This window comes from Vibrio phycocola (assembly GCF_053850235.1).
The window spans coordinates 1-24,889 of record NZ_JBSQDJ010000005.1 but is presented as its reverse complement, the minus strand read 5'-3'; the positions used below and the strand labels follow the sequence as shown (position 1 = coordinate 24,889).

27 protein-coding genes and 2 tRNA genes are annotated in these 24,889 nt (G+C 41.9%); 14 read left to right on the top strand and 15 right to left on the bottom strand.

Annotation, left to right across the window (positions count from 1 at the left end; translation table 11 throughout):
- Nucleotides 1-73 precede the first annotated feature (73 nt).
- From ACWU4D_RS07675 to ACWU4D_RS07660, 4 genes are all read right to left on the bottom strand, one after another.
- Complete coding sequence (locus tag ACWU4D_RS07675; protein WP_456050821.1) at nt 74-382, bottom strand: glutathione S-transferase C-terminal domain-containing protein; 309 nt, start codon at nt 380-382, stop codon at nt 74-76.
- Nucleotides 379-774 carry a Tom37 metaxin N-terminal-like domain-containing protein gene (locus ACWU4D_RS07670; RefSeq protein ID WP_456050820.1) on the bottom strand — a complete coding sequence of 132 codons (396 nt, stop codon included), beginning with the start codon at nt 772-774 and terminating at the stop codon, nt 379-381. The genes ACWU4D_RS07675 and ACWU4D_RS07670 overlap by 4 nt, the downstream gene beginning before the upstream one ends.
- A 24-nt stretch (nt 775-798) precedes the next feature.
- On the bottom strand, nt 799-1,179 hold the full coding sequence (locus ACWU4D_RS07665; protein WP_456050819.1) for an MAPEG family protein: 381 nt from the start codon (nt 1,177-1,179) through the stop codon (nt 799-801).
- 64 nt (nt 1,180-1,243) lie between these two features.
- A complete protein-coding gene (locus ACWU4D_RS07660) occupies nt 1,244-2,137 on the bottom strand; it encodes an AraC family transcriptional regulator (RefSeq protein WP_456050818.1) in 894 nt (297 codons plus the stop codon).
- A gap of 186 nt (nt 2,138-2,323) precedes the next feature.
- Here ACWU4D_RS07660 and bcp point away from each other — a divergent pair, with 186 nt between their 5' ends.
- Complete coding sequence (gene bcp / locus ACWU4D_RS07655) at nt 2,324-2,788, top strand: thioredoxin-dependent thiol peroxidase (RefSeq protein ID WP_456050817.1); 465 nt, start codon at nt 2,324-2,326, stop codon at nt 2,786-2,788.
- 123 nt (nt 2,789-2,911) lie between these two features.
- On the opposite strand, the gene ACWU4D_RS07650 is transcribed toward bcp, so the two are convergent.
- From ACWU4D_RS07650 to ACWU4D_RS07640, 3 genes are all read right to left on the bottom strand, one after another.
- A complete protein-coding gene (locus ACWU4D_RS07650) occupies nt 2,912-4,783 on the bottom strand; it encodes a methyl-accepting chemotaxis protein (protein WP_456050816.1) in 1,872 nt (623 codons plus the stop codon).
- Nucleotides 4,784-4,925: 142 nt separating this feature from the next.
- Nucleotides 4,926-5,993 (bottom strand): AI-2E family transporter, encoded by a 1,068-nt coding sequence (locus ACWU4D_RS07645; protein ID WP_456050815.1) that lies wholly within the window; start codon nt 5,991-5,993, stop codon nt 4,926-4,928.
- Nucleotides 5,994-6,221 carry a sulfurtransferase TusA family protein gene (locus ACWU4D_RS07640; RefSeq protein ID WP_456050814.1) on the bottom strand — a complete coding sequence of 76 codons (228 nt, stop codon included), beginning with the start codon at nt 6,219-6,221 and terminating at the stop codon, nt 5,994-5,996.
- A 205-nt stretch (nt 6,222-6,426) separates the two neighbouring features.
- Here ACWU4D_RS07640 and bepA point away from each other — a divergent pair, with 205 nt between their 5' ends.
- The 6 genes from bepA (at nt 6,427) to ACWU4D_RS07610 (ending at nt 11,967) form a co-directional block, all read left to right on the top strand.
- Nucleotides 6,427-7,881, top strand: a complete 1,455-nt coding sequence (gene bepA, locus ACWU4D_RS07635; protein WP_456050813.1) for a beta-barrel assembly-enhancing protease — start codon at nt 6,427-6,429, stop codon at nt 7,879-7,881.
- A 37-nt stretch (nt 7,882-7,918) separates the two neighbouring features.
- Nucleotides 7,919-8,269, top strand: a complete 351-nt coding sequence (gene arsC / locus ACWU4D_RS07630) for an arsenate reductase (glutaredoxin) (protein WP_456050812.1) — start codon at nt 7,919-7,921, stop codon at nt 8,267-8,269.
- Complete coding sequence (wrbA, locus tag ACWU4D_RS07625; protein ID WP_456050811.1) at nt 8,266-8,841, top strand: NAD(P)H:quinone oxidoreductase; 576 nt, start codon at nt 8,266-8,268, stop codon at nt 8,839-8,841. The genes arsC and wrbA overlap by 4 nt, the downstream gene beginning before the upstream one ends.
- A gap of 8 nt (nt 8,842-8,849) precedes the next feature.
- Nucleotides 8,850-9,269, top strand: coding sequence for a DUF2069 domain-containing protein (locus tag ACWU4D_RS07620; RefSeq protein WP_456050810.1), 420 nt, complete (start codon nt 8,850-8,852; stop codon nt 9,267-9,269).
- 169 nt (nt 9,270-9,438) lie between these two features.
- Nucleotides 9,439-10,593, top strand: coding sequence for a GGDEF domain-containing protein (locus tag ACWU4D_RS07615; RefSeq protein ID WP_456050809.1), 1,155 nt, complete (start codon nt 9,439-9,441; stop codon nt 10,591-10,593).
- A 132-nt stretch (nt 10,594-10,725) separates the two neighbouring features.
- Entirely contained in the window at nt 10,726-11,967 is a 1,242-nt protein-coding gene (locus ACWU4D_RS07610; RefSeq protein ID WP_456050808.1) for a uracil-xanthine permease family protein, read from the top strand.
- Between the two features lie 79 nt (nt 11,968-12,046).
- Here ACWU4D_RS07610 and ybaK read toward each other — a convergent pair whose 3' ends face one another.
- The 8 genes from ybaK to hemA form a co-directional block, all read right to left on the bottom strand.
- On the bottom strand, nt 12,047-12,520 hold the full coding sequence (gene ybaK / locus ACWU4D_RS07605; RefSeq protein WP_456050807.1) for a Cys-tRNA(Pro) deacylase: 474 nt from the start codon (nt 12,518-12,520) through the stop codon (nt 12,047-12,049).
- Nucleotides 12,521-12,592: 72 nt separating this feature from the next.
- The gene (gene ushA / locus ACWU4D_RS07600) at nt 12,593-14,254 is read right to left on the bottom strand and encodes a bifunctional UDP-sugar hydrolase/5'-nucleotidase UshA (RefSeq protein WP_456050806.1); all 1,662 of its coding nucleotides are present in this window, start codon (nt 14,252-14,254) and stop codon (nt 12,593-12,595) included.
- A 198-nt stretch (nt 14,255-14,452) separates the two neighbouring features.
- Nucleotides 14,453-15,304 (bottom strand): 3-deoxy-8-phosphooctulonate synthase, encoded by an 852-nt coding sequence (gene kdsA / locus ACWU4D_RS07595; protein WP_456050805.1) that lies wholly within the window; start codon nt 15,302-15,304, stop codon nt 14,453-14,455.
- 24 nt (nt 15,305-15,328) lie between these two features.
- Nucleotides 15,329-16,138 (bottom strand): SirB1 family protein, encoded by an 810-nt coding sequence (locus ACWU4D_RS07590; RefSeq protein WP_456050804.1) that lies wholly within the window; start codon nt 16,136-16,138, stop codon nt 15,329-15,331.
- A gap of 18 nt (nt 16,139-16,156) precedes the next feature.
- A complete protein-coding gene (locus tag ACWU4D_RS07585; protein WP_456050803.1) occupies nt 16,157-16,540 on the bottom strand; it encodes a SirB2 family protein in 384 nt (127 codons plus the stop codon).
- Between the two features lie 4 nt (nt 16,541-16,544).
- Nucleotides 16,545-17,396, bottom strand: a complete 852-nt coding sequence (gene prmC, locus ACWU4D_RS07580) for a peptide chain release factor N(5)-glutamine methyltransferase (RefSeq protein WP_456051058.1) — start codon at nt 17,394-17,396, stop codon at nt 16,545-16,547.
- Nucleotides 17,397-17,406: 10 nt separating this feature from the next.
- The gene (gene prfA / locus ACWU4D_RS07575; protein WP_456050802.1) at nt 17,407-18,495 is read right to left on the bottom strand and encodes a peptide chain release factor 1; all 1,089 of its coding nucleotides are present in this window, start codon (nt 18,493-18,495) and stop codon (nt 17,407-17,409) included.
- A 29-nt stretch (nt 18,496-18,524) separates the two neighbouring features.
- Nucleotides 18,525-19,784 (bottom strand): glutamyl-tRNA reductase, encoded by a 1,260-nt coding sequence (gene hemA, locus ACWU4D_RS07570; RefSeq protein WP_456050801.1) that lies wholly within the window; start codon nt 19,782-19,784, stop codon nt 18,525-18,527.
- Between the two features lie 179 nt (nt 19,785-19,963).
- Here hemA and lolB point away from each other — a divergent pair, with 179 nt between their 5' ends.
- The 7 genes from lolB to ACWU4D_RS07535 all read left to right on the top strand — a co-directional run bounded on the left by lolB (nt 19,964) and on the right by ACWU4D_RS07535 (nt 24,777).
- Complete coding sequence (lolB, locus tag ACWU4D_RS07565; protein ID WP_456050800.1) at nt 19,964-20,599, top strand: lipoprotein insertase outer membrane protein LolB; 636 nt, start codon at nt 19,964-19,966, stop codon at nt 20,597-20,599.
- Nucleotides 20,600-21,448: a 4-(cytidine 5'-diphospho)-2-C-methyl-D-erythritol kinase gene (gene ispE / locus ACWU4D_RS07560; protein ID WP_456050799.1), complete on the top strand. Its 849-nt coding sequence runs from the start codon at nt 20,600-20,602 to the stop codon at nt 21,446-21,448. It begins immediately after the preceding gene.
- 53 nt (nt 21,449-21,501) lie between these two features.
- Nucleotides 21,502-22,446: a ribose-phosphate pyrophosphokinase gene (locus ACWU4D_RS07555; RefSeq protein ID WP_456051057.1), complete on the top strand. Its 945-nt coding sequence runs from the start codon at nt 21,502-21,504 to the stop codon at nt 22,444-22,446.
- Nucleotides 22,447-22,590: 144 nt separating this feature from the next.
- Nucleotides 22,591-23,181, top strand: coding sequence for an aminoacyl-tRNA hydrolase (gene pth, locus ACWU4D_RS07550; protein ID WP_456050798.1), 591 nt, complete (start codon nt 22,591-22,593; stop codon nt 23,179-23,181).
- Nucleotides 23,182-23,192: 11 nt separating this feature from the next.
- Nucleotides 23,193-24,284, top strand: a complete 1,092-nt coding sequence (ychF, locus tag ACWU4D_RS07545; RefSeq protein ID WP_456050797.1) for a redox-regulated ATPase YchF — start codon at nt 23,193-23,195, stop codon at nt 24,282-24,284.
- Nucleotides 24,285-24,540: 256 nt separating this feature from the next.
- Nucleotides 24,541-24,617, top strand: a tRNA-Met gene (locus ACWU4D_RS07540).
- Nucleotides 24,618-24,700: 83 nt separating this feature from the next.
- Nucleotides 24,701-24,777: transfer RNA gene (locus tag ACWU4D_RS07535), tRNA-Met, on the top strand.
- Nucleotides 24,778-24,889: the final 112 nt, after the last annotated feature.

Genomic DNA, 24,889 nt, shown 5'->3' with positions numbered 1-24,889 from the left:
CGTTTTATTTTGTACAAATCTAACTGATGGAACAATCCGACATATCAACCAACAACATTCCCTCGATTTGGGTTTAAGCATAGTATTGGCGATGAATATCGTTACAGAATCGTACTAAATTACTATGTTGCTTGGTAAGCTCAACCAAAGGCGAAGGTAAAGGCGTTAGCAATATCTGAGCAAGTACTGAATAAGCGGTAATGTCAATTAAGCTCAATTTATCATTATAAAAATATGCCTTATCTCCAATGAACTCATTCAATGCCGATAGCTGTGTCTCAGCTATTTGTAATATTTCCTCTTGTGAATGTCGTCCTATCCCCTGCCCATAAAGTGCTTTCATAGTTCCTTTCTTGGCCACTGCGGGAATAATTTTGTTCATAGGAAATGGCATATCTGAAAAAAAGTGTCTTTGATTACTCGCCAATTACTTTCATAACCCCAACGAAAATAAACCACACACCAATATAAACGATCTTCTAATGCACTACACATTAGAGCAGATGCCATACTTTGTTCATCAGTTAAATGAGCATTGATATCAAATTTCCGTTCTTCTCGAAGGTAACGTTCGATAAAAAAACTGTCGGCAATAATTTTTCCATTATCTTCGATAAAAGGAAGCTTTCCTTTAGGGGCTTTTTGAAGGTACTTAGTTCCAGTTTTTACGTCAAATTCAAGTTTGGATTCCTTAAGTAAAAAATGCGTTTTTAATACAAAAGGACTCGGGTCTATGATATTTAGATTAGGGCCAAAACCGTATAACGTTATCATTATTTTATCCTTAAAGACGTAAAGTTAAAGTGCTCTTAATACACCACACAGCGCAAAAACACAGAGTAATAACGTTGGTACTAGACTCAACATAAATCCGATTCCTCGTGATGCTGGAGCTTTAACATAAGCCTGCCAATAAATAAATCGCCCCACGATGTAAAAACTTCCGAGAACCGCCATCCAAATGGGATCTTGATGCTTTCCTGCGATAAATAAAGCAGGAAGAAATGCCACCAATAACTCTAATGTATTCATTTGTACGCGATACATCCGTTCAAACTCAGGCGCACCGATAATCGCAGGGGCTAATAAGCCCGTCTTTTTTCGGGCACGGCCTGTCATCGCACCAAAAAATAAAAATTGGCAAACTGCTAATATGGCAACAAGTTCAACATAAGGCATAGCAAAACCCCTGAAATATGGACGAATTTAGTCATGGACTAATAAAATAATGAAACAAGCTTTCCTAAGCCGAAATAGCGTCTATCGGTAATGCATAATAGACGATTGAATTATCTGACTGATATTGGAATTCTGGACCGTAAGTTTCTACATCTGGTCCATATGTGTGTTTCATGTTTGAACGCAAAAGCCAACTAGAATAGATGTAGCTTATGGTTTGGTTAAAATGCTCGGTGTTGACCTGACCTTTGTGCTTAAACTCAGCATATCTTTGCTCAGGTAACGTAAGACTAATCATCCCCTCTGGCAAAGATGCGATTTCTGATACTTCAACACAAGAGGTATAGAACAATTTCTGCTCTCCCTCTTTGTTTTCTTCTACGCTAATAATTCCGTAGCAAGTTCCTTCAATTTGATTCTCGATCTCAGCTAGTCTCGGAATAAAACTCTGCCATAGACTCGGAAGTTTCTCGGCTATATTCGTTTTTTCAGACTCGATTCCAATAACTTCAATCTTAGTGCCAACAAGTTGCTTCAACTGAGACGTGTAAATTCTAGGTTCTAAGGTTAAATTTTGGTTTAGGTTTTTAAGATATTCGTTATCAAAGCGTGCCTTCTTCATAATCAATGATTGGCTCGAACGTTCACGATATTCACTCGGTGAATAGCCAAATAATTTTTTAAATGCTCGGGTATAAGCCTCATGAGACTCAAAACCAGATGCGATGGCCACATCCAAGATCGACAAGTTTTTGTTATATAAACTGTCCATCGAGTTTGCAATGCGCCTTGAGCGCACATACGATTTTAATGTTTCATTCGTCAAGCCTTTAAAAATACGTTGAAAATGCCAGTGACTCATATTGGCATGCGCTGAAACAGACTTTAGGTCGAGAGGCTTGTCTAAGTTATCCTCAATGTAATCAACGCCTTTCTGAATTTTGCTTAAGTACTTCATATCTCTTCCCTGTTGTCGTTTCCGATATATTAAACCAAGCCATACTGCACTCATTTGATTGTTTGTGCTTTTTAAACATAAATATTCCCTTATCCCATCTGAAACTCTCGGCTCAAGCTGTGATAAGATTAATCAGAAATAAAGAAGAGCAACTAGCTCAATTGAGTTATTAAAAAGGAAGCCAAAATGAACACCTTAACCGCTGGGGCTGCTTGCCCAAATTTTTCCCTATTAGATCAAGATGGCAATACCGTCAGTTTATCTGACTTTCAAGGAAAAAAGGTCGTGTTTTACTTTTACCCTAAGGCCATGACACCGGGATGTACGGTGCAAGCTCAAGGAATGAGAGATGTTAAACAGCAACTAGACGATAAAAATGTCGTTGTCCTTGGTGTCAGCATTGATCCTGTAAAGCGTTTGGGTAAATTTATTGAACGCGACAACCTTAATTTCACACTACTTTCAGATGAAGATCACCAAGTTGCCGAAGCCTTTGGCGTTTGGGGCGAGAAGAAATTTATGGGAAAAGTCTACGATGGTTTACATAGAATCAGCTTTTTAATTGATGAAAATGGCATGATTGAACATGTATTTAACAAGTTTAAAACCAAAGACCATCATCAAGTGGTGTTGGATTATTTAAATCAATAATCCCTGTTACGCGTTCCACCACCACGATTCATGGAAAAGAAATAATAAAAAACGCCAAGACTGGCGTTTTTTAGTTTAGGCATAACCCCACACTTAGGATGATATATCAAAGGCGAACAATCATCACACAACAAAGGTGTTGAGTAATTTTTCTTGCTCGCGAACTTGATTTACCTGAGATTGAATAGCTTGAGCAACATCATTGGCTTGAACACTCACTTGAGTACCAATATCTTTTATCTTCACTGTGTTTGCGTTAATTTCTTCGGCCACAGCATTTTGTTCTTCTGCTGCTGACGCAATTTGAATATTCATATCACTGATTTGACTAATTGACTCACGAATGCTCACAAGAGCTCGATCGGCCTCGGCAGAGTGTTCGACCGCTTCTGAAACTGTGGTTTGACTATCCAACATAGCTAACGATACCGCTGACGATCCCTGTTGTAGCTGTTCGATCATCGATTTAATTTCCGTCGTAGATTCCTGAGTTCGGGAAGCTAACGTCCGTACTTCGTCTGCTACCACAGCAAAGCCTCGTCCAGATTCACCTGCTCGCGCCGCTTCTATCGCAGCATTCAGTGCTAATAAGTTGGTTTGATCGGCAATATCATTAATCACCTTTAGCACAGTTTCTATGTCTGTCGTTGCACTTTCCAAACCTTTAACCTGTTGTACTGCTTGTTCGATTCGCTCTGATAAAGTCGAGATTGAGTTGGTCGTTGTCTCTACCATTTTCTCGCCTTCAATCGTCGCATCATCCGCTAATTTAGCAGCATCAGCAGCTTGTTGAGCATGCCCCGCGACTTCCGAAGCCGTGACCGACATTTCATTCATTGCGGTCGCCAACTGCTCTAGCTCATACATTTGAGAGTCCACCGCTTTAGCCGATGTTTCTGAGCTATCTAAAATGGTATCGGCTCCGATATGCAGCTCTCCACTAATTTCTTTTGATTGACGAATTCGTCCTTGTAGTGATTGAGTAAATTCATTGAATGCCTGAGCCAACTCCGAAAACTCTTGATCTGTATTGGTGTCTAAACGTTTGGTTAAATCACCCTCACCCGATGCCACATCTTTGATTGCCCGATTTAATGCGCCTAAAGGTTTCATTAGAACATTCAGCAAAAACATTAGCGCAATCACACTTAATACAAAGCCAACTAAAGTGTAGATGATAGAACTGGTTTTCAACGCGTCCAACGTACTGAACGCTACTGATTCATTCACAACCGCAGCAACATACCAACCTTCACTCGAGGCCAAAGTGATATCTACAAGATAGGTCTCCCCATCGACTTCGACCGTCTGCATGCCTTCTTTTATTTGCAATTGTGGTAAATAGCTCGACAACTCTTGCCCATTTTTTTCTTGGTCAGGGTGAGCAATTGTGATGCCATTTTTAGTAACAATAAACAAGTAACTCGAATCAAACATCGTGGTTGAGTTAACGAGTTCAGATAAACTTGAAAGGTCCATATCGAAGAACATTACACCAGTAAAAGAACCTTTATCACTCACTGGTACACCAATGGACGTAATCATCTGATTTGAGGCAGCATCCATATAAGGCTGAGTCAGCATTATGCTACCTTTCTGCTTAGCATCAATATACCAAGGGCGCTGACGAGGATCGTAATCATCTCCAGGAGTCCAGTTATCAAAGTTTTCAACCACTCGACCATCAGATTGATAGCCCAACCCGGCTCCAAGGAAACTGCTCTTAATTTGAGGGGTTTCTAATATGTTACTTACATATTCTCGGTCATTCGGTGCGAGAGCTAATGTATCCGCAACAGATTGAGCAAGGGATTTTTTACTGTCGATGCTGGCTGTCATGGTCCTTGATATACCAACAACCATTTCTTCGACGTTACTATTAACCATCGACTCAATTTCATTTTTAACGGTATATTGTTGCTGGAATGACAATAGCGCAACTGTGGTAAACAATAGAACGGAAGACGCGGCAACGATTTTGTGACTAAATTTCATACGACCTCTTAAAACACCAAATGTGGAAAAATTCACACAATAAAATGACCTTTTAAGATATCGGCAATATTGCCAATAACTTTAAGCCTATATATACAATATAGACTTAAATTTCGTAGTTTATAAATTAATCAATAGGATTTTAGGCCGTTTCAGGCTCGTCGTCATTACTTGGAATAACAGTCCAGACGGCTTTGACTAATGTCGCTAATGGAATAGCAAAGAACACACCTAAAAATCCCCACATGCCGCCAAAGACCAATACCGCGACAATAATAGCAACTGGATGAAGATTAACCGCTTCGGAAAACAACACGGGCACTAATACGTTACCATCAAGGGCTTGAATAATTCCGTATGCAATTAAGAGCCAATAAAAGTCTGGCGTAATGCCCCACTGAAATAACCCGACGATAGCAACAGGAACCGTAACTACTGCCGCGCCAATGTATGGAATCAGCACTGAAAATCCAACCGCAACTGCTAAAAGTACTGAATATCGCAAATCAAGAATGGCAAACGTAATGTAGCTAACGCCACCTACAATCAATATTTCCAACACTTTTCCGTTAATATAATTGGAAATCTGCTGATTCATTTCAACTAAGACTTTATCAGCAAGCTTTCGATTTTTTGGCATAACGTTACTGACTGACTTCATCATCTGCCGTTTGTCCTTCAAAAGGAAGAACATCAGCAGTGGAACCAGTATTAAGTAAATGGATAGAGTCGCAATACTAACAAGGGAAGCAAGAGATCCTTTAACCACACTTTCTCCCATAGAGATCAGCTGGTTTTTCGCGTTTGTCATGATTGATTCAACAATCTGAAGATTCGCAAGTTCAGGGTACTTTTCAGGAAGAACAACGATTTTAGCTTGTAACTCGCTATACATACTCGGTATATCGTTAATCAAGTTTCCAACCTGCTGCCAAATCGTAGGCACGAGGCCGAATATGGCAATTAACATAACGCCAGTAAAGATTAACATCACGATTAATACAGCTAACGTTCTCGGAACCTGAAAAGACACCATCTTCGCGACAGGACGTTCAAGCAGGTAAGCTAAGACAATTGCAACCAAGAGAGGTGCTATCAAGCTACCGAAGAAATAAATAGTAAAGAAACCAACAAACAGGATGGCAAATAAACTCACAGCATGGGGATCAGAAAAGCGCCGTTTGTACCACCGAACTAGCATTTCGAACATTTAATTCACTTCCTTTGTTACGTCAATTTGAAAGCCATCACTTACCACTCTACTACGTGTAGAATCATAGTCACGTTGAAGATACCTTTGAATATCACGAAATGACGCTTCATCACAAATCAAAATACGTAAACTCTCTCCCTCTGGTATCATCTTCAACTCCCTTTTTACGAGCAAAAGAGATAATGGGCAACGTTGTTCTCGTAAATCAAGGGTTACCGGCTTCATGCAGTCTCTTTGAGTTGAATATTTGAGTATTGTATATCGTTTTAATCTGCACGCCACACATTATCGATATTGCAGCTATGATTAAACAGAATTTCATTTATCACTTTGTAACAATCGATTATCGTAAACCAAACGTAAGAAAATGAAACCATTAATGATTCCCTCTGTCTGACTAGCGTTAGTCTCAAACCATCTTTTAAGGTCAATGATGAAGCTGAAACATTCGGTCTGTTCAATGTTAGTTGCAGCGAGTTTACTTCAACCACTCCATGCATCAAATGATATAGACTTACCTGATATTGGAACCGTCGCCAGTTCGACACTGACGATCGATCAAGAACGCTTATACGGTGATGCCTATATGAGAGTTCTACGTGGCAATCAACCACTAATAGAAGATCCGGTTCTATCTGAATATATATCAACACTTGGCCATAAGTTGGTGGCTAATGCAGACGATGTCAAAACGCCATTCACATTTATCTTGGTTCGAAACAACGAGCTTAACGCTTATGCTTTCTTTGGCGGTTACGTCGCACTGCATACTGGACTGTTTCGCTATACGCGTTCAGAGAGTGAACTCGCCTCGGTGATGGCTCACGAAATCGCACACGTCACTCAACGTCACCTTGCTCGGAGTATGGAAAGCCAAGCTAACCGTTCTGCAACAACTATGGCTGCTCTTGCAGGGTCTTTGTTACTCGCTATTGCCGCTCCACAGGTCGGTGTTGCCGCGCTTACTGCCACTACAGCAGGCTCAATGCAAAGTGCTATCAACTATACCAGAGCAAATGAAAAAGAAGCGGATCGCTTTGGGATAGACACACTTGCAAAAGCCGGATTTTCTCCTCAAGCAATGCCAACCTTCTTTGGACGGTTATCCGATGAATACCGCTACTCAAGTACGTTACCGGCAATGTTGCTGACACACCCCTTGCCGGACTCTCGCATCACCGATAGCCGATCAAGATCGGCGAATTATCCGCAAACAAATCCACCGCTGTCCCTGCAATTTCAGTTGGCTCGAGCCCGTGTAGTCGTGCGATATTCAGGGTTAAACACAACGAACGCCTTAGATTGGCTCGCTAGGCAGAAAAAAAAGAATCAAGCACAGTTATCAACCGCATCGGCCTACGGTGAAGCCTTGGTCTATCTCAATACAAAAAAAACCGAACAAGCAGAAGCAATATTAAAAAAACTGCTTAGTAACGACCCAAGCAATCATTTTTACCTTGATGCCATCAGCGATGTATACATTGCTGAAGAAAAATACGACCAAGCCATTCAAATGCTTAATCGAGCCCTACTTCAATCACCAAAAAATAACGTCTTGACAGTAAATTTAGCTAACGTGTTGATGCAAAAGAAAAACTACAAAGAAGCCGCTAAACTATTACAACGCTACACCCACGATGACCCTAATAGCACAATCGGATGGCAACTTTTGGCTGAAGCCAATAACCATTTAGGAAATGAAAAAGAAGAGTTGGCCTCTCGCGCTGAACTTTTTGCACTAAAAGCTGATTGGAATAAAGCGATACAGTATTATACTAAGGCGAGTCAGTTGACCGAACTAGGTAGTCTAACTCAAGCACGTTACGATGCTCGAATAGACCAACTATTAATCCAACGTGAACACTATTCTACGTTGAAGAATTAACCACTAATAATGAACAATACGATAAGAGGCAATATCTATGTCCGTGACTATTTATCATAACCCAAGATGTTCAAAGAGCCGTGAAACCTTAACGTTATTGCAAGCCCGAGACATTGCACCGGAAATCATCACTTATCTTGATACTCCGTTAACGGTTGAGCAACTTCAGACTATTTATCAACAACTTGGATTAACTCAAGTTCGAGATATGATGAGAACCAAAGAAAAAGAATATCAGGAACTTAATTTAAAAGATTCCACAATTAGTGATGCCGATCTATTCAACGCAATGGTGTCACATCCAAGGTTAATTGAGCGACCTATCGTTGTCAGTCAGGGACAAGCTCGTATTGGCCGACCGCCTGAAAGTGTTCTAGAGATTTTATGAGTCACACCATATTAGTGGTCTACTTTAGCCGCCACGGTTCCACGCGCCAACTGGCTCGTCACATTGCTCGAGGAATCGAGTCTGTTGAGGGGTGTCGCGCGGCACTTAGAACCGTTGCGGATATTGACTCAAATGGAAAGGATGAGTTTGATCCACCGGCCACACTCGATGAGCTAAAAAACTGTTCTGGGTTGGCAATGGGTAGCCCTGTTTGGTTTGGTAATATGGCTGCACCGATGAAGCACTTTTGGGATAGCACATCATCTCTTTGGCTTAGTGGCGATCTCATTGATAAACCTGCCGCTGTGTTTACATCGTCCTCTTCCTTACATGGTGGGCAAGAGAGTTGCTTGCTTAGTATGCAATTGCCACTTCTACACCATGGTATGATCATACTCGGCATTCCATACAGTGAACCAAGTCTTCATTTAACCCAAACCGGTGGTACACCTTATGGGGCAAGTAGTTTAGACAATGGTAACGAAAGTTTAGATCAACATGAGCGAAACTTAGCTCAACAACTAGGGAAACGTTTGGCCAACATAACCCTAAAATTACAGGGAAGTACATAGTGATACCGATGTCAGATAAAACCAAAGCATGGCGGATACTCGCGTTAACATCCTATTTAGGATTAACACTATGGGTCATTTTATGGCACTTATGGTTAGCCCCACATCAACAAATATCGCCATGGGGTATCGCAATCGCATGGTTGATTCCTTTACTATTTCCTTTAATCGGAATAATTAAAGGTAAGCCTTATACACACGCATGGGCAAATTTTGTATTAATGCTCTATTTTCTCCACGCCTTAAGTATGATTTACCTCGATGAAGGCGAACGTCTACTGGCATTTGTAGAATTACTTCTAACGTCATTAAGTTTTGTCGCGAATATCTATTATGCACGCCATCGAGGAAGAGAATTGGGATTAAAACTCACCAAGCTGTCTCAGGTCGAGAAAAATGAGAAGGCTTTGTTCACTAACAAACCCTAGACGACTCGACGTAATAACAGACATCATTCATTAAAATAGCGGACTCTAGTTCAAATTTAATTTTTGAGTTATTACGCTAACCATATAATTCTACTATAGTTAATGGTATTACTTATATGGCTATTGTTTCAGCCATATACCAATACGTTTAGATTAGGGTTGTTATTTAATGCTGTCACTTTTAACCCAAGGTCAAAAAGTGGTCGATCGTCTTGTTGCACGGTGTAATTGTGCCAGTACGAACGACAAGCTTCGCCTAAACCACTATATATGGCTGATTGTATTATCGACGCCTATTACTGTTGGTTTCATCATCAAAAACGTATTAATAGACAATGTGCATATTGCCACAGTGTCTGGTATTTTTGCATTTTGTATGATTGTCAGCATCATCGGCATCATAAGAAAACTAAATCTAACCTACATTTATCACTTTAATAATTTCTTATATTTATTAATGCTCTTTCTCATCACTGTTTGGAGTGATTTGAGCCAAGGGCAAATTTTATGGTGCTACACATACCCTTTAATAAGTATTTTTCTATTTGGAAATCGAGTTGGAGTTCGTTGGAGTCTGCTACTGCTAGCCTCTATTCTCATTGGTGTGCTATTAGATAAGGATATTGATTCCGCTGCTTCTGTGAATTTTGAAATAAGATTTGCCGCAAGTTATCTCACCATACTATTGATCACTTGTTGGCTTGAATACTATCGAGCTCGATACACGGAGAAATTTAATCGACAAAATATGGAGCTTATCAACGAACGAGCTTATCTTGAGCAAGAAATTGCTCGTCGAGTGGATCTGGAGAATAAACTCAACCAGTTAGCCAATGAAGATGGCTTAACCGGTTTGTATAACCGACGCTATTTCTTATCTTCTACTCAAGGTGAAATCGTTCGAGCAAAACAAAATAATACTCAGTTGTTTATGGCTCTAATAGATCTAGACCACTTTAAAAGCATCAACGATAAATACGGCCATCCAATTGGGGATAGAATACTGAAAAACGTTGCTGAGAAATGCTCTGATTATTTTAAGGCTCCTAATTTAGTAGGGCGTATGGGCGGCGAAGAGTTTTCAATCTTAATGACAAATATTTCAATGGAAGACGCTATCAATGCTCTAAATGAGCTCCGATTAGCCATCAGCCAGCATACTTTTATTTTCGATGGCATCGAAATTAAGCTCACCATTAGTATTGGTCTTTCTAAACTCACCAACAAGAATTCAACCGTCGATCTACTGTACTCATCTTCAGATCAAGCATTATATAAAGCTAAACATAATGGCCGAAATAGACTAGAAACCGCAAACAAATAGAACAACTTCGCTCCTTCGCCATATCATGTATGTCATTTCCCTCATTCAATTCGTAAAATATTTGAGACAGAATAATAGAAGCCCTTAAAAGTAATGATACTATTCGTGAAATTTGCTTACTTGGGGAAAATAATGAAAAACACTCTCATGGGATTTCAGATGCTATTTGTTGCATTTGGTTCCTTAGTTCTCGTTCCATTACTGACAGGTCTTGATCCTAATGTCGCTCTATTCGGCGCCGGTTTAGGTACTCTCTTATTTCAATTTATAACGCGTCGCACGGTTCCCATTTTTTTAGCATCCTCATTCGCTTTTATCGCTCCCATTATGTACGGAACACAAACTTGGGGTGTTGCCGCCACAATGGGAGGCTTAGTTGCCGCTGGCCTTATATATGTCGTTCTTGGTGGCATGATTAAATTAAAAGGTGAAGGATTTATCCACAAACTATTGCCTCCAGTTGTTGTGGGGCCAATCATCATGGTCATCGGTTTAGGGTTAGCACCCGTTGCAGTAAATATGGCATTAGGTAAAACGAGTGATGGGTCGGTTCAACTCGTTGAAGGCGACATCGCTTTGTGGATTTCTGTTGTTTCTCTCTTAACCACAATATTTATTAGTATATTTGCCAAAGGCATGTTGAGGTTACTTCCTATTTGCGGCGGTATTGTCGCAGGTTACCTTTTAAGTTTAGTTTTCGGTGTGGTTAATTTTGAGCCTGTTACGCAAGCAGCTTGGTTTGCAATTCCAAACTTTACTTTCCCAGAATTTAACATCAATGCCATTCTGTTTATGATTCCAGTCGCTATTGCACCTGCTGTCGAACACGTCGGAGATATTCTGTCGATTTCGAATGTAACCGGTAAAAATTACCTGAAAAAACCTGGCTTACACCGCACTATTGCTGGCGACGGTGTTGCAACAATGGCTGCCGCTTTTCTCGGTGCGCCACCGAATACGACATACAGTGAAGTAACGGGTGCCGTAATGCTAACTAAAGCCTTTAACCCTGTCATTATGACTTGGGCTGCTATCTGTGCCATCGTCCTAGCGTTAGTGGGTAAACTAGGAGCAATATTGCAAACAGTACCAACACCAGTAATGGGTGGGATTATGATTTTGCTATTCGGTTCTATTGCCGCAGTCGGTCTCAACTCACTGATCAAAAATAATGTCGACCTGCACAAATCTCGTAACTTAGTAATTGTTGCTGTGACATTGGTGTTTGGTATCGGTGGGATGGCGTTTGGAGTCGGTGACTTCAACCTACAAGGTGTGAGTTTATGCGGTATCGTTGCGATTGTTCTAAATCTTGTGCTACCTGATGATATCGGTGAAAACCACGTTGTTGATAATGCTCAAATTGAAGAGTAACGCTCTGTAATTAGAGTAATAACCAGAAATAATTTATTTTTATGATGGCCCTTAACGTTAAGGGCCTTTTTTGGTCTTACTAAAGGCACAGATCGACAAAAGATCCTTGAACCAAGGTCGCTAAGTCATTTGCCGAAAGCTCAATTTCTAAACCCCGTTTACCCGCACTAACACAAATACTCTCAAATTCAGTGGCCGTTGAATGAATGAACGTCGGCAAACGCTTCTTCTGTCCGAGCGGGCTAATACCACCAAGCACATAGCCGGTGACGCTCTGAGCAATGATTGGGTCAGCCATCTCCGCTTTTTTGCCACCTGCAGCTTTTGCCGCAAGTTTAAGGTTGAGTTTTTGCTCGACGGGAATAATGGCCACAGCCAAGCGCTTTGGCTCACCATTTAGTGCAAATAGTAAGGTTTTAAATACCCTTTTTGGATCAAGCCCCAACACCTCAGCAGCCTCCAAACCATAACTTGAATGCTTGGGGTCATGGTTATATTGAAGAACATTGAATGCTATTTTCTTCTTTTTCGCGAGATTAATTGCGGGGGTCATGATGTGCTCCTATAAAAAATCAGAGTGGGACTTTCGCCACCACTCTGAACTCTCTTACTCTAACTATTTACCTTACCAGTTGTAAGTCATCTCACCTTGAGGCTCGTAATCAGAAACTTGAATTGGAGAGTGTGACTCGAGGTATTGTTTCAGCACTTCTGCGTCGACAAACCCAGTATTAACATAACCAGCGTGCGAGGTTAGCTTAGGATAACCATCACCTCCGGCTGCGTTAAAGCTAGGAATCGAGAAGCGGTACTGTTTAGTCAAGTCTAGCGGCTCGCCTTGAACCTTAACATCACTAACGCCAGTAGCTGTAACCGTCATACCAATGCCATAAAATTGAGGATATGCTCCGGTGTCGACAGGTTTAATGGCAACGACATTAAGATAATCGAGAACCTCTTGTCCACTCATATCAACGTAAGTAATTTGGTTAGCAAACGGCTGAACCTTAAGGACATCTTTATACGTCACATCCCCTTCTTCAATCGAATCACGCACTCCACCAGAGTTCATTACACCGAAATCGGCTTTCGATCTTTCCTGCTGAGCACGAGCAATTAAGCGACCTAAATTGGTTTGAGAGAAGCGAACAACATTACGATCGCCCTCCAATTTTCCATCTATTTCAGCAACTTTATTCCCAAGTTCAGCTTGCCCTTTTTCTTGATACGGCGTTAAAAATCCAAGTAATTCTAAGTCTTGCTCAATTTCGTCTTGAATAAGAACGCGTTTAGACTCACCGTCAACTTTGATTTTCTTCTTCAAGTTGACCGGAATTAGGTCGTAATTGACCAAAGACAGCTCGCCATTGCGGAATTCATAATCTGCACGGCCGACATACTTACCCCATTCGTGGGCTTGAACGATGTAGGTTCCATTTTGCATATCAGGAACACAAGTTTGTCCCGCCTTAAAATTTGGATCAGCAACGTTTTCACTTGCCATACACACTGGGTCTTGAGAGTGACCGCCAACAATCATATCCAATGCACCGTTTGGCAACGAGCGAGCAAGAGTCACATCACCCGGAGCGTTTACACCAAATTGACCATTTTGGTAGTGTCCCATATGGGTTACTGCAAAAATAAGATCTGGCTTTTCATTCGCTTCAAGTTCTTCAATAACTTCTTTAGCTGCTACTTTAGGATCGCGAAACTCTAAGCCACTAATAAATTCAGGGTTACCAATTTTAGCCGTGTCTTCCGTCGTCAACCCAATAACGGCAATTTTAACCCCTTGCTTGTCGAATATCTCATAAGGCTTAAACAAGCGTTCGCCGGTTGCCTTGTCATAGATATTGGCAGATAACATTGGGAAGTTTGCCCACGAACGTTGTTTTTCTAATACTGATAATGGGTTATCAAATTCGTGATTACCTAACGCCATTGCGTCATACCCAATCAGACTCATACCTTTAAAATCAGGTTCGGCATCTTGAAGATCGGATTCAGGAACACCGGTGTTAATATCGCCACCAGAAAACAACAAGACACTGCCACCCGCCGCTTCAACTTCTGATCTAACTTGATCGATCAATGTCTTACGAGCTGCCATACCGTACTCGCCATGGCGGTTCTGCCAAAAGCGGCCATGATGGTCATTAGTATGCAGAACTGTTAGTTGATAGGTAGTATCAGGCTCCCACATATGTTCTGGAGTACTAGTACATCCTGTAATTGCTGATGCGAGTAACGCCGTGATCGCACTTATTTTGAATACCTTATTCATGCAACTTCCTTTTCCTTACGCCGACATTTTAGCGCTATAATTAAATGAGAGTAATTACTTTAATAAACCAGTGTAAGCAACTCTATTTGCTGTGAAAAGCACTTTATGAAAATTCTATTCAGAAAAAAGCACAGATGAGTCACCTCAGTCTGTGCTTTTAAATTCGATAAGAAATTTAATTATCTGATATCAAATCAATTATTGGATATCGATAGGCTTAAAGCTTTTAATTAAATCATCCAACGATTTCATTTGTACTAAGAACGGTTCAAGTTTGTCGAGTGGTAACGCTGAAGGCCCATCGCATTTCGCATTATCAGGGTCTGGGTGAGCTTCAATAAATAACCCTGCTATCCCCGTCGCCAAGCCTGCTTTAGCCAGTTCAACTGTCTGCTCACGACGTCCGCCTGATGCAGCTCCAGAAGGATCTCGCATCTGAAGAGAATGGGTCACATCAAAAATAATCGGTGAACCTTGAGATGATTTTTTCATTACACCAAAACCAAGCATATCGACAACAAGGTTATCGTAGCCATGACATGTGCCGCGCTCACATAAAATAATGTTATCATTACCGCATTCCGCAAACTTCTCAATAATATTTCCCACTTGATCTGGGCTCATAAATTGAGGTTTCTTCACATTAATGACCGCACCGGTTTTTGCCATTGCTTCAACCAAATCAGTCTGACGCGCAAGAAACGCAGGAAGTTGAATCACATCAACCACTTCAGAAACTGGCTGAGCTTGGGCTTCGGTATGAACATCTGTAATGATCTTTACGCCAAATTCTTTCTTAAGTTCTTCAAAAATACGCATCCCTTCATCAAGGCCAGGACCACGATAAGAATGGACAGAACTTCGATTCGCTTTATCGAACGAAGCCTTAAAAACATACGGAATGCAGAGTTTAGTTGTCACTTCAACGTAATACTCACAAATTCGCATGGCTAAATCACGAGATTCCAATACATTCATACCGGCAAATAACGTAAAAGGCTTGTCGTTTGCTACCGGAATTCCATCAACCGAAACTATTTTCTGTTCCATCTTAAGCTCTCTTTCTCGAATTAATTAATGTAGCGTAACCTGACTATTGCTTAGTACGCTAATCTGGTTTTTAAGTAGTTCTGCGCCTGGATCATCAGGGCAATTCTCAACAAAATAACGGTAATCGGTCAAAGCAACATGGTGACACTCTAACTGCTGATAAATATAACCACGATCTCGAATTTCATGTGGATCATAAGGAACAAATGAAAGCGCAATATCAGTGCAACGCAAAGCCAATAAAAAGCGCTCTTCTCGCAATAAAGAACTTTTTAGCAATGCCAACCAGCGACCAATAATGGTCGGATGATCAGCGATTTGCGTATCTTCATTTTTCAGCTTAGTTAACGGCCCCTTATGACCCGTTAACCATGCTTGTAATGTGTGTTTTGAAACGTATTCTCCAGAAAATGGGTTGATAAACATTGGCGGTTGATCAGCGCAGTCCACTCGAACCAAAAACTGAGTCGGAAACATGACCGGAGAAAATGGAAGCCCTAAATTACGTCCAAAGAACAATAATAGTGAGCCTAAAGAAAGAGGAATCCCTCTTTTTTCTTCTAACACTTTATCGATAAAACCATTACTTGAATGGAAAAAAGCATCTTGATCACCATGAAACTTCCATTGGTGATAAAACAAACGCAGAAAAGCATCGACTCTAGATTGAGTGTGAGTTTCATGGGCTAACTCTTGCTCAGCTTCTGCCAATAGCCGGTCAAGTTCCCGTTTACTCCATTCAACATCCGTTTCTGGATCGACCGCATGATTCAGAATCAGCGCACCGTCCACCAACTCCATGGCATCAAAATCTTCATCAAATAACTCAAGCATATTTATCATCACTCACTGTTATTGAATAAAAATAGGAAGTTTTACTACCGCGAGGTAACCCGCTGTCGCAATCCAACCTAATGCCCCAATAAAGGCAAACGTACGTACCGTTTTATTTTGTCCATATTTCAATGCAAAAGCACCTAAAATAATGTACACCACCACACACACTAGCTTCTCAGTAAGCCATGGCGCGGCAGCGGTAAACGGAATAAAACGAGTTAAGTGAATTAAATAAAGTCCCGATGCAAGCAATAGTGTATCAATAATATGAGGAACCACCTTTAGCCACTTACGTTGAAGTAAGGGTGAGTCAAATAACATCAAAGCAAAACGAAAACATAACAACAAAACACTAATGGTGACACTCACCATATGAAAATTTTTAACAACTAAATACATACTTTCAATTAACCTTATACTGCCCCAATGTCACTCGATCTAACCCTGAATAATCAGTTTCGGTTGTAACATTGTCAAAATTTAACTCTAAAAGAATATCTCGCACTGCGCAGCCCTGTTCAAAACCATGTTCAAACAACAACCAGCCACCCTCAAGCAAAAACTGACTCGATTGCTTCGCTATGAATACAATGTCCGCTAACCCATTCTGTTCAGCAACCAGTGCCGAGGCTGGCTCAAATCTCACATCGCCTTGCGATAGATGAGGATCTCCAGCATCAATATAGGGTGGATTAGAAACTATGACAGCAAACTTCATACCAGATTCTATTCCGCCAAACCAATCACCTTGAACGAATTCACAATTTTTAATATTCAACTGCTCACCATTAGCTTTCGCTAGTGCGACCGCCTCTGGTTGATAATCGACACCGACGACCTGACGAAATGGTAATTCAGAAGCGAGGGCTAAAGCTATGGCCCCAGTGCCTGTTCCTAAATCCAGCAACGAGCCTTCTGTTTGCGTCGCTTTTTCCAACGCCAGTTCGACCAAGCGTTCTGTATCAGGCCGTGGAATGAGTGTTGAAGGTGACACTTGTAGTGGCAAAGACCAAAACTCTCTGCTGCCCACAATGTATGCAATCGGCTCTCCCTGCTCACGACGATGAACTAAAGCTTGGTAGCTCTCGAGCTGACCGTCTTCGATACATCGTTCCGGCCAGGTAAAAAGATACGAACGAGGTTTATCGATAACGTGACAAAGCAAGACTTCAGCATCGAGCTGGGGAGAATTGCTGCCGCTTTTAGTAAAGCGCTCTTCGGCTTGACTAATTAGCGACTCAATCGAATCCGTTATCAACATTACCTTAATTTTGCTCCGACAGAGCGGCAAGTTGGTCTGCTTGGAACTCCTGAATAATCGGATCAACTAACGACTGGAGATCGCCTTCCATCACTTCAGACAGGCGGTACAAGGTTAAGTTAATTCGGTGGTCAGACACTCGACCTTGTGGGTAGTTATACGTTCGAATACGGTCACTGCGATCGCCCGACCCCAACAAATTACGGCGCGCATCCGACACTTCAGCAGCGCGCTTAGCAATTTCAGCCTGAGCAATTCGAGCAGCAAGCACCGACATCGCTTTTGCTTTATTTTTATGTTGTGAACGTTCATCTTGACACTCGACCACTGTGCCCGTAGGAAGGTGAGTAATTCGAATAGCAGAATCCGTGGTGTTTACGTGCTGCCCACCTGCTCCTGATGAACGAAATGTGTCAATTTTCAAATCACTTGCTTTAATATCAGGAATTTCTGCTTCTGGTAATTCAGCCATGATTGCAACGGTACATGCCGAAGTATGGACACGGCCCTGAGACTCAGTTTCAGGAACACGTTGCACACGATGCCCACCTGACTCAAATTTCAGTACGCCATAAGCACCATCACCACTGACTTTTGCAATCATCTCTTTGTAGCCACCTTGCTCAGAAATGTTGCTCGACATGACTTCTATGCGCCATCCTTTCTTCTCAGCAAATCGGCTATACATGCGGAACAAGTCTCCCGCAAAGATTCCAGCTTCATCTCCACCCGCACCGGCTCTAATCTCAAGAAAACAGTTGCGGTCATCATTGGGATCTTTCGGTAGTAATAGAATCTGAAGCTCATCAGTAAGACGCTCAATGGTCTCCTTTGCTTCAACGATTTCTTCTTGCGCCATCTCACGCATTTCAGCGTCATCTTCTTTCATCATCTCTTCAGCAGATTCTAAATCTTCGTTAGCTTGCTGATAAGATTGAAAACATTTAGTGACTTCTTCGAGCTGAGCATATTCTTTCGATAAAGCTCGGAACTTATTTTGATCGCCAATAACATCAGGATCACCTAATAAGTGTTGCACTTCTTCATAACGCTCAACCAGCGTTTCAAGCTTTGTAATAATCGACGCTTTCATAGATTCTTCTTTTTACTCAATAAATGTATTTAAGATAGATCTTCTAGACCTAAACTTTGCCGAATAACGGCTAATTTGGCAGGTTCGCCTTGTTCTGCAGCAACTTGCATCGCTTTCGTTGGGGCATGAATCAGCTTATTCATCAGCTTATTACTGAGCTCATTCATAATTTTATCGGCATCACCACCTGAAGCCAGAGCTTGTAGACTCTTCGCCAACAATTCCTCACGCAATTCGTTCGATTGTTCGCGATACTCTCTTATACTGTCTACCGCTTGCAAAGATCGCATCCAACTCATAAAAGCGGTACTTTCTTCAGTAATGATCGCCTCGGCTTGAACCGCTTCCACCTTACGTTGCTCCAAGTTGCTATCAATAATCGACTGCAAATCATCGACTGTGTATAAATAGACATCAGGTAATTCACCCACCTGAGCCTCAATATCTCTAGGTACGGCAATATCTACAAATAACATAGGTTGATGACGACGAGCTTTGATCGCACTTTCAACCATGCCTTTTCCAATGATAGGCAAAGGGCTCGCCGTAGAACTAATTACGATATCCGCTCTGGCTAAATGCTCTGGAATTTCTTGTAAACTGATCACTTCCGCCGAAAACTCTTGCGCCATACCCAACGCTCGCTCTCGCGTCCTATTTGCCACAATCATGTCGGTGCACCCATTCGAAGTTAAGTGTTTTGCCACCAACTCTATGGTTTCTCCAGCACCAACCAACAGCACTGTCGATTGTTCCAAAGACTCAAAAATATGCTTCGCAAGCGTGCAAGCGGCATAGGCAACAGAAACTGCACTACCACCGATTTCGGTTTCAGTTCTTACTCTCTTAGCAACAGAGAACGTCTTTTGAAACAATTTATCCATGGTAGAATCGACAGCATTGACCTCGCGCGATTCAGAAAACGCTTGTTTCACTTGTCCCAAGATTTGAGGCTCACCTAATACCAATGAATCTAAACCACAGGCAACTCGCATCAAATGATGAATGGCGGCCTGTTCTTCATATTCATAAATACTCGGGCGCAAAAGGGTCGCATCAACCTGATGAAACTCCGACAACCAATCAATAATCTGATTTTTGGTACAACGTTTTGCCGTACAATAAAGCTCGGTGCGGTTACAAGTCGATACAATAACACTGCCATTCACCGATTCTCTTGCACACAATTCCAAAAGTGCTTTACGTAACTTATCGGGCCCAAATGCTACCTTTTCTCGAAGCTCGAGTGGGGCAGTATTATGGTTGATTCCAATAACAAGCAAAGACATGGTGTGAGGATACTCTGGTAACAAGGTTAGAATTAAAGCGGGAATTTTACTGTATGCCCCTAGTGATTGAAAGCACTGAAAGGATTTGTTTTCCTTAGTTCGTGATTTGGATGGTATAGTTAGTCGCGTTTTACACCCATTCTCTCATACCTAAAATTGATAAAAGAGAACTAAAATTGATGTTTATTAGTACTGTTAAGTTACCGCTAAAACGTTATGTTCTTATTGTTATTACAACAATTCTCCTGTTTGGCTGTGCTCAACTTCCAGACGATTCGACCAATGTTGAATGGCAGCAGCACCAACAACGTTTAACCAATCTAAAACATTACAAGGCCACAGGGAAATTAGGGTTTATATCTCCCGAAGAACGGCGTTCAATGACCTTTTTTTGGCAACAAGAAGAAGAGAGAACCCAGCTTAGACTGACCTCTTTATTTGGCCAAACCTTATTAAAACTTACAATGACACCTGAAGAGACCAGCATTGAAACCTATTTAGGCGATCAATTTCAGGCGGCAGATGGCGCTAGCCTACTTTATCAACTGACTGGTTTGGTTGTCCCCCTTGAACAACTGCCACAATGGTTAAAAGGCGCAGTAACGATAGACATCGAAAACAACTACACATTACTAGAAACCAATACGCTCGCCAGTCAAACCACGAGTGTTGCTGAGCGTACCTGGCAGGTGGACTATCTACGTTACTCTGATATTACCGATGGCGACAGTAAACTTCCGTTGCCAAGTTTGCTAAAGCTTACCCAAGACGACATTAAAATTAATCTCCAAATTACAAAATGGACAATTGAATAAATGCAATCATCCACAACCCAATGGCCATCACCCGCTAAACTGAATCTATTCCTCTATATTACGGCGCAAAGAGATGACGGTTATCACGAATTACAAACCTTGTTTCAATTCCTCGATTACAGCGACCAGCTTTTCATCACCCCCACTCAACGTAATGAAGTTACAATCACCCCTGAGTTAGAAGGCGTTGCAACGCAAGACAACTTGATTTGGCGCGCTGCAATGGCATTAAAAGAGAAAACGGGATGCTCGCTAGGGGCAAACATTAATATCGAAAAAAAGCTGCCGATGGGCGGTGGTATCGGTGGTGGATCGTCGAATGCCGCAACGACATTGGTGGCGTTGAACCACTTATGGCAGACGAACTTAAATGATGAAGAATTGGCGAAAATAGGCTTAACTCTTGGAGCCGACGTTCCAATTTTCATTCATGGGAATGCCGCTTTTGCTGAAGGTGTCGGTGAAAAGCTTTCCTTCATCACCCCTGAGGAGCCCTGGTATCTTGTTATTCGACCCAATGTAAGTATTTCGACTGCCGAGATTTTTTCTCACCCTCAATTAACTAGAAACACGCCCAAGCGTGAGTTGGCAGAGCTTCTCAATACTCCCTATGAAAACGATTGCGAAAAAATAGTACAATTACTGTATCCAGAGGTTGATAAGCAACTTTCTTGGCTGCTACAATACGGCCCGTCAAGATTGACGGGAACAGGCTCTTGTATCTTTGCTGAATTCGATAGCCAAGAGAAAGCCAATAACATTCTCGCCAAATTACCTGACGGAGTCACAGCATTTGTAGCCCAAGGGCGAAATACATCTCCGCTGAAAAAGACTCTGGTGACACAATGAATTGCCACCACACAACCACACTAAAAACTGGACGCAACCCCGAGGTTTCCACCGTGCCTGATATGAAGCTATTTGCTGGTAACGCAACGCCTGAACTAGCCAAACGTATTGCTGAACGCCTGTATATTTCACTTGGTGATGCTACTGTTAATCGTTTCTCTGATGGAGAAATAGCAGTGCAAATCAATGAAAATGTACGTGGCAGTGATGTATTCATCATTCAATCTACTTGTGCCCCAACCAACGACAACTTAATTGAGCTCGTTGTAATGATTGATGCGATGCGCCGAGCTTCCGCAGGTCGTATTACTGCTGTTATCCCTTACTTTGGCTATGCTCGTCAGGATCGCCGTGTGCGTTCTGCTCGTGTACCCATTACTGCAAAAGTCGTCGCTGACTTTTTGTCAAACGTTGGTGTAGACCGCGTTTTAACCATTGATTTGCACGCTGAGCAAATTCAAGGTTTCTTTGACGTACCCGTTGATAACATCTTCGGTACACCTGTTCTACTTGAAGATATGAAAGTACGTGGTCTAGAAGATCCTGTTGTTGTATCGCCTGACTTAGGTGGTGTTGTTCGCGCTAGAGCAACCGCAAAAGCCTTGGATGATGTTGATATTGCAATTGTAGACAAGCGCCGTCCACGCGCTAATGTATCAGAAGTAATGAACCTTATTGGTGATGTTAAAGGCCGAGACTGTGTAATTGTTGACGATATGATCGACACCGGTGGAACATTATGTAAGGCCGCTGAAGCCCTAAAAGAGCGCGGCGCGAAGCGAGTTTACGCTTATGCAACACACGCTGTTTTCTCTGGTAATGCGGCGAAAAATATCGGTGAATCTGTTTTGGATCAGGTTATTGTAACTGACTCCATTCCTGTATCAGCAGAAATGCTAGCAACAGGTAAAGTAACCCAACTAACACTATCTACAATGCTTGCTGAAGCGATTCGTCGTATTAGCAATGAAGAATCTATCTCGGCAATGTTCAATTAATTTGCCACTTTGATATTTGGAAGGCGCATAAGGGAAACCTTTATGCGCCTTTTTCTTTGCTCTCTATATCCAAAACAGACACTCCCCTACTCGTTACATTCTGTGATATCATACCGCGCTTTTTAAATTGTTAGAGACCGAACGGTGAGTCAAAAAATCAAACTGCTTGTAGGATTAGCCAACCCTGGCCAAGAATACGCACGTACGCGGCATAATGCGGGTGCATGGGTGGTAGAAGAGTTAGCTAGGGTGCACAACACCCCATTAAAACTTGAACCCAAATTTTTTGGTGCAACTGGACGATTGATTATCAATGGTGAAGAATTACGTTTATTGATTCCAACCACTTTTATGAACCTGTCGGGAAAGTCCGTTGGCACTCTCGCAACGTTTTATAAAATCAAACCAGAAGAAATCATGATCGCTCACGATGAGTTAGATCTCCCTCCTGGTGTGGCAAAGTTTAAAAAAGGCGGCGGTCACGGTGGTCATAACGGCCTCAAGGATACGATTAGCCGGCTTGCGAATAACAAAGACTTTTATCGTCTCAGAATTGGCATTGGCCATCCGGGGCATAAAGATAGAGTCGCAGGCTACGTACTTGGTAAAGCACCAACCAAAGAACAAGAGTGTCTTGATGCTGTGGTTGACGAAGCAGTACGTTGCTTAGATATTTTATTAAAAGATGGGCTTTCCAAAGCTCAAAATCGTTTACATACGTTCAAAGCGGAATAAGGTTTACTGTCATGGGTTTCAAATGCGGCATCGTAGGATTGCCAAATGTGGGCAAGTCCACACTTTTCAATGCGTTAACTAAAGCCGGTATCGAAGCGGCAAACTTTCCCTTCTGTACTATCGAGCCAAATACAGGGATCGTTCCTGTGCCTGACTTACGTCTCGATGCATTAGCGGAAATTGTTAATCCTCAGCGCATACTTCCGACCACAATGGAATTTGTTGATATTGCTGGTCTCGTTGCTGGTGCCTCTAAAGGCGAAGGTTTGGGTAATAAATTTCTTGCCAACATCCGCGAAACGGATGCGATTGGTCATGTTGTGCGTTGTTTCGAGAATGAAAACATCGTCCATGTATCAGGAAAAGTCTCTCCATTAGACGATATTGAAGTGATTAACCTTGAACTTGCATTAGCCGATCTTGACTCATGTGAACGTGCTATTCAACGCCAAGCGAAACGCGCAAAAGGTGGCGATAAAGACGCAAAATTTGAAATCACCGTGCTAGAGAAATTGCTTCCAGTACTTACTGAAGGCGGTTCGGCTCGTACCGTTGAGTTAGCGAAAGAAGAAAAAGCAGCCGTTGCCTATCTTAACTTTTTAACGCTAAAACCTACCATGTACATTGCCAATGTGAATGAAGATGGTTTCGATGATAACCCTCATCTTGATGCTGTTCGTGAATACGCAGAAAAAGAGAACAACGTCGTTGTACCGGTTTGTGCGGCAATTGAAGCTGAAATGTCAGAGCTTGACGATGAAGATCGTGACGAATTCCTGGCAGATCTAGGCATTGAAGAGCCAGGCCTTAACCGTGTAATTCGCTCTGGTTACGAGTTACTAACTCTTCACACTTACTTTACGGCTGGTGTAAAAGAAGTGAGAGCTTGGACCATCCCAGTTGGCGCGACTGCTCCTCAAGCTGCGGGTAAGATTCATACCGACTTCGAACGTGGATTTATTCGTGCAGAAGTGGTGGGCTATGATGACTTTATCCAATACCGTGGTGAATCTGGCGCGAAAGAAGCCGGTAAATGGCGCTTAGAAGGTAAAGACTACATAGTAAAAGATGGCGATGTAGTGCACTTCCGCTTCAACGTCTAAACCAAACAAGTGGTAATTTAAGGCCAATCATTTTTGATTGGCCTTTTTTCTATGCTCTATTTTACCCACTTAAAAACAAGAACTCTGGGTGATTTGAGACACGCTTTCATTTAGAAATAGCTCGCTTTGTTTAAAAAAAACACGAACAGCCAATTTCAGCCAATATATTCAAAAAAACTATTGACGCTGTAAGGCCATATCCGCATAATGCGCTCCGTTCTTGAAAATAAGCGTTTCGCTTTTCATAGAATATTATGGCTACGTAGCTCAGTTGGTTAGAGCACATCACTCATAATGATGGGGTCACAGGTTCGAATCCCGTCGTAGCCACCATTTTCTAAGTGCTTTTTTGAAAGTATTTAGAAAATAAAATGCGGGAGTGGCAAAATTGGTTTATATTGTTGCGCTCCTTCAGTGGCTACGTAGCTCAGTTGGTTAGAGCACATCACTCATAATGATGGGGTCACAGGTTCGAATCCCGTCGTAGCCACCATTTATTTAGTATTAAATCTATAATATGATTTGATACGAGCGCAAGCTCAACACAATTTGTATGCGGGAGTGGCGAAATTGGTAGACGCACCAGATTTAGGTTCTGGCGCCGC

What these genes read in the sequence shown, in the direction of transcription:
- ACWU4D_RS07675 (WP_456050821.1), bottom strand. Translation starts at nt 382, where the DNA reads ATGAACAAAATTATTCCCGCAGTGGCCAAGAAAGGAACTATGAAAGCA.
- ACWU4D_RS07670 (WP_456050820.1), bottom strand. Translation starts at nt 774, where the DNA reads ATGATAACGTTATACGGTTTTGGCCCTAATCTAAATATCATAGACCCG.
- ACWU4D_RS07665 (WP_456050819.1), bottom strand. Translation starts at nt 1,179, where the DNA reads ATGCCTTATGTTGAACTTGTTGCCATATTAGCAGTTTGCCAATTTTTA.
- ACWU4D_RS07660 (WP_456050818.1), bottom strand. Translation starts at nt 2,137, where the DNA reads ATGAAGTACTTAAGCAAAATTCAGAAAGGCGTTGATTACATTGAGGAT.
- bcp (WP_456050817.1), top strand. Translation starts at nt 2,324, where the DNA reads ATGAACACCTTAACCGCTGGGGCTGCTTGCCCAAATTTTTCCCTATTA.
- ACWU4D_RS07650 (WP_456050816.1), bottom strand. Translation starts at nt 4,783, where the DNA reads ATGAAATTTAGTCACAAAATCGTTGCCGCGTCTTCCGTTCTATTGTTT.
- ACWU4D_RS07645 (WP_456050815.1), bottom strand. Translation starts at nt 5,993, where the DNA reads ATGTTCGAAATGCTAGTTCGGTGGTACAAACGGCGCTTTTCTGATCCC.
- ACWU4D_RS07640 (WP_456050814.1), bottom strand. Translation starts at nt 6,221, where the DNA reads ATGAAGCCGGTAACCCTTGATTTACGAGAACAACGTTGCCCATTATCT.
- bepA (WP_456050813.1), top strand. Translation starts at nt 6,427, where the DNA reads ATGATGAAGCTGAAACATTCGGTCTGTTCAATGTTAGTTGCAGCGAGT.
- arsC (WP_456050812.1), top strand. Translation starts at nt 7,919, where the DNA reads ATGTCCGTGACTATTTATCATAACCCAAGATGTTCAAAGAGCCGTGAA.
- wrbA (WP_456050811.1), top strand. Translation starts at nt 8,266, where the DNA reads ATGAGTCACACCATATTAGTGGTCTACTTTAGCCGCCACGGTTCCACG.
- ACWU4D_RS07620 (WP_456050810.1), top strand. Translation starts at nt 8,850, where the DNA reads ATGTCAGATAAAACCAAAGCATGGCGGATACTCGCGTTAACATCCTAT.
- ACWU4D_RS07615 (WP_456050809.1), top strand. Translation starts at nt 9,439, where the DNA reads ATGCTGTCACTTTTAACCCAAGGTCAAAAAGTGGTCGATCGTCTTGTT.
- ACWU4D_RS07610 (WP_456050808.1), top strand. Translation starts at nt 10,726, where the DNA reads ATGAAAAACACTCTCATGGGATTTCAGATGCTATTTGTTGCATTTGGT.
- ybaK (WP_456050807.1), bottom strand. Translation starts at nt 12,520, where the DNA reads ATGACCCCCGCAATTAATCTCGCGAAAAAGAAGAAAATAGCATTCAAT.
- ushA (WP_456050806.1), bottom strand. Translation starts at nt 14,254, where the DNA reads ATGAATAAGGTATTCAAAATAAGTGCGATCACGGCGTTACTCGCATCA.
- kdsA (WP_456050805.1), bottom strand. Translation starts at nt 15,304, where the DNA reads ATGGAACAGAAAATAGTTTCGGTTGATGGAATTCCGGTAGCAAACGAC.
- ACWU4D_RS07590 (WP_456050804.1), bottom strand. Translation starts at nt 16,138, where the DNA reads ATGCTTGAGTTATTTGATGAAGATTTTGATGCCATGGAGTTGGTGGAC.
- ACWU4D_RS07585 (WP_456050803.1), bottom strand. Translation starts at nt 16,540, where the DNA reads ATGTATTTAGTTGTTAAAAATTTTCATATGGTGAGTGTCACCATTAGT.
- prfA (WP_456050802.1), bottom strand. Translation starts at nt 18,495, where the DNA reads ATGAAAGCGTCGATTATTACAAAGCTTGAAACGCTGGTTGAGCGTTAT.
- hemA (WP_456050801.1), bottom strand. Translation starts at nt 19,784, where the DNA reads ATGTCTTTGCTTGTTATTGGAATCAACCATAATACTGCCCCACTCGAG.
- lolB (WP_456050800.1), top strand. Translation starts at nt 19,964, where the DNA reads ATGTTTATTAGTACTGTTAAGTTACCGCTAAAACGTTATGTTCTTATT.
- ispE (WP_456050799.1), top strand. Translation starts at nt 20,600, where the DNA reads ATGCAATCATCCACAACCCAATGGCCATCACCCGCTAAACTGAATCTA.
- ychF (WP_456050797.1), top strand. Translation starts at nt 23,193, where the DNA reads ATGGGTTTCAAATGCGGCATCGTAGGATTGCCAAATGTGGGCAAGTCC.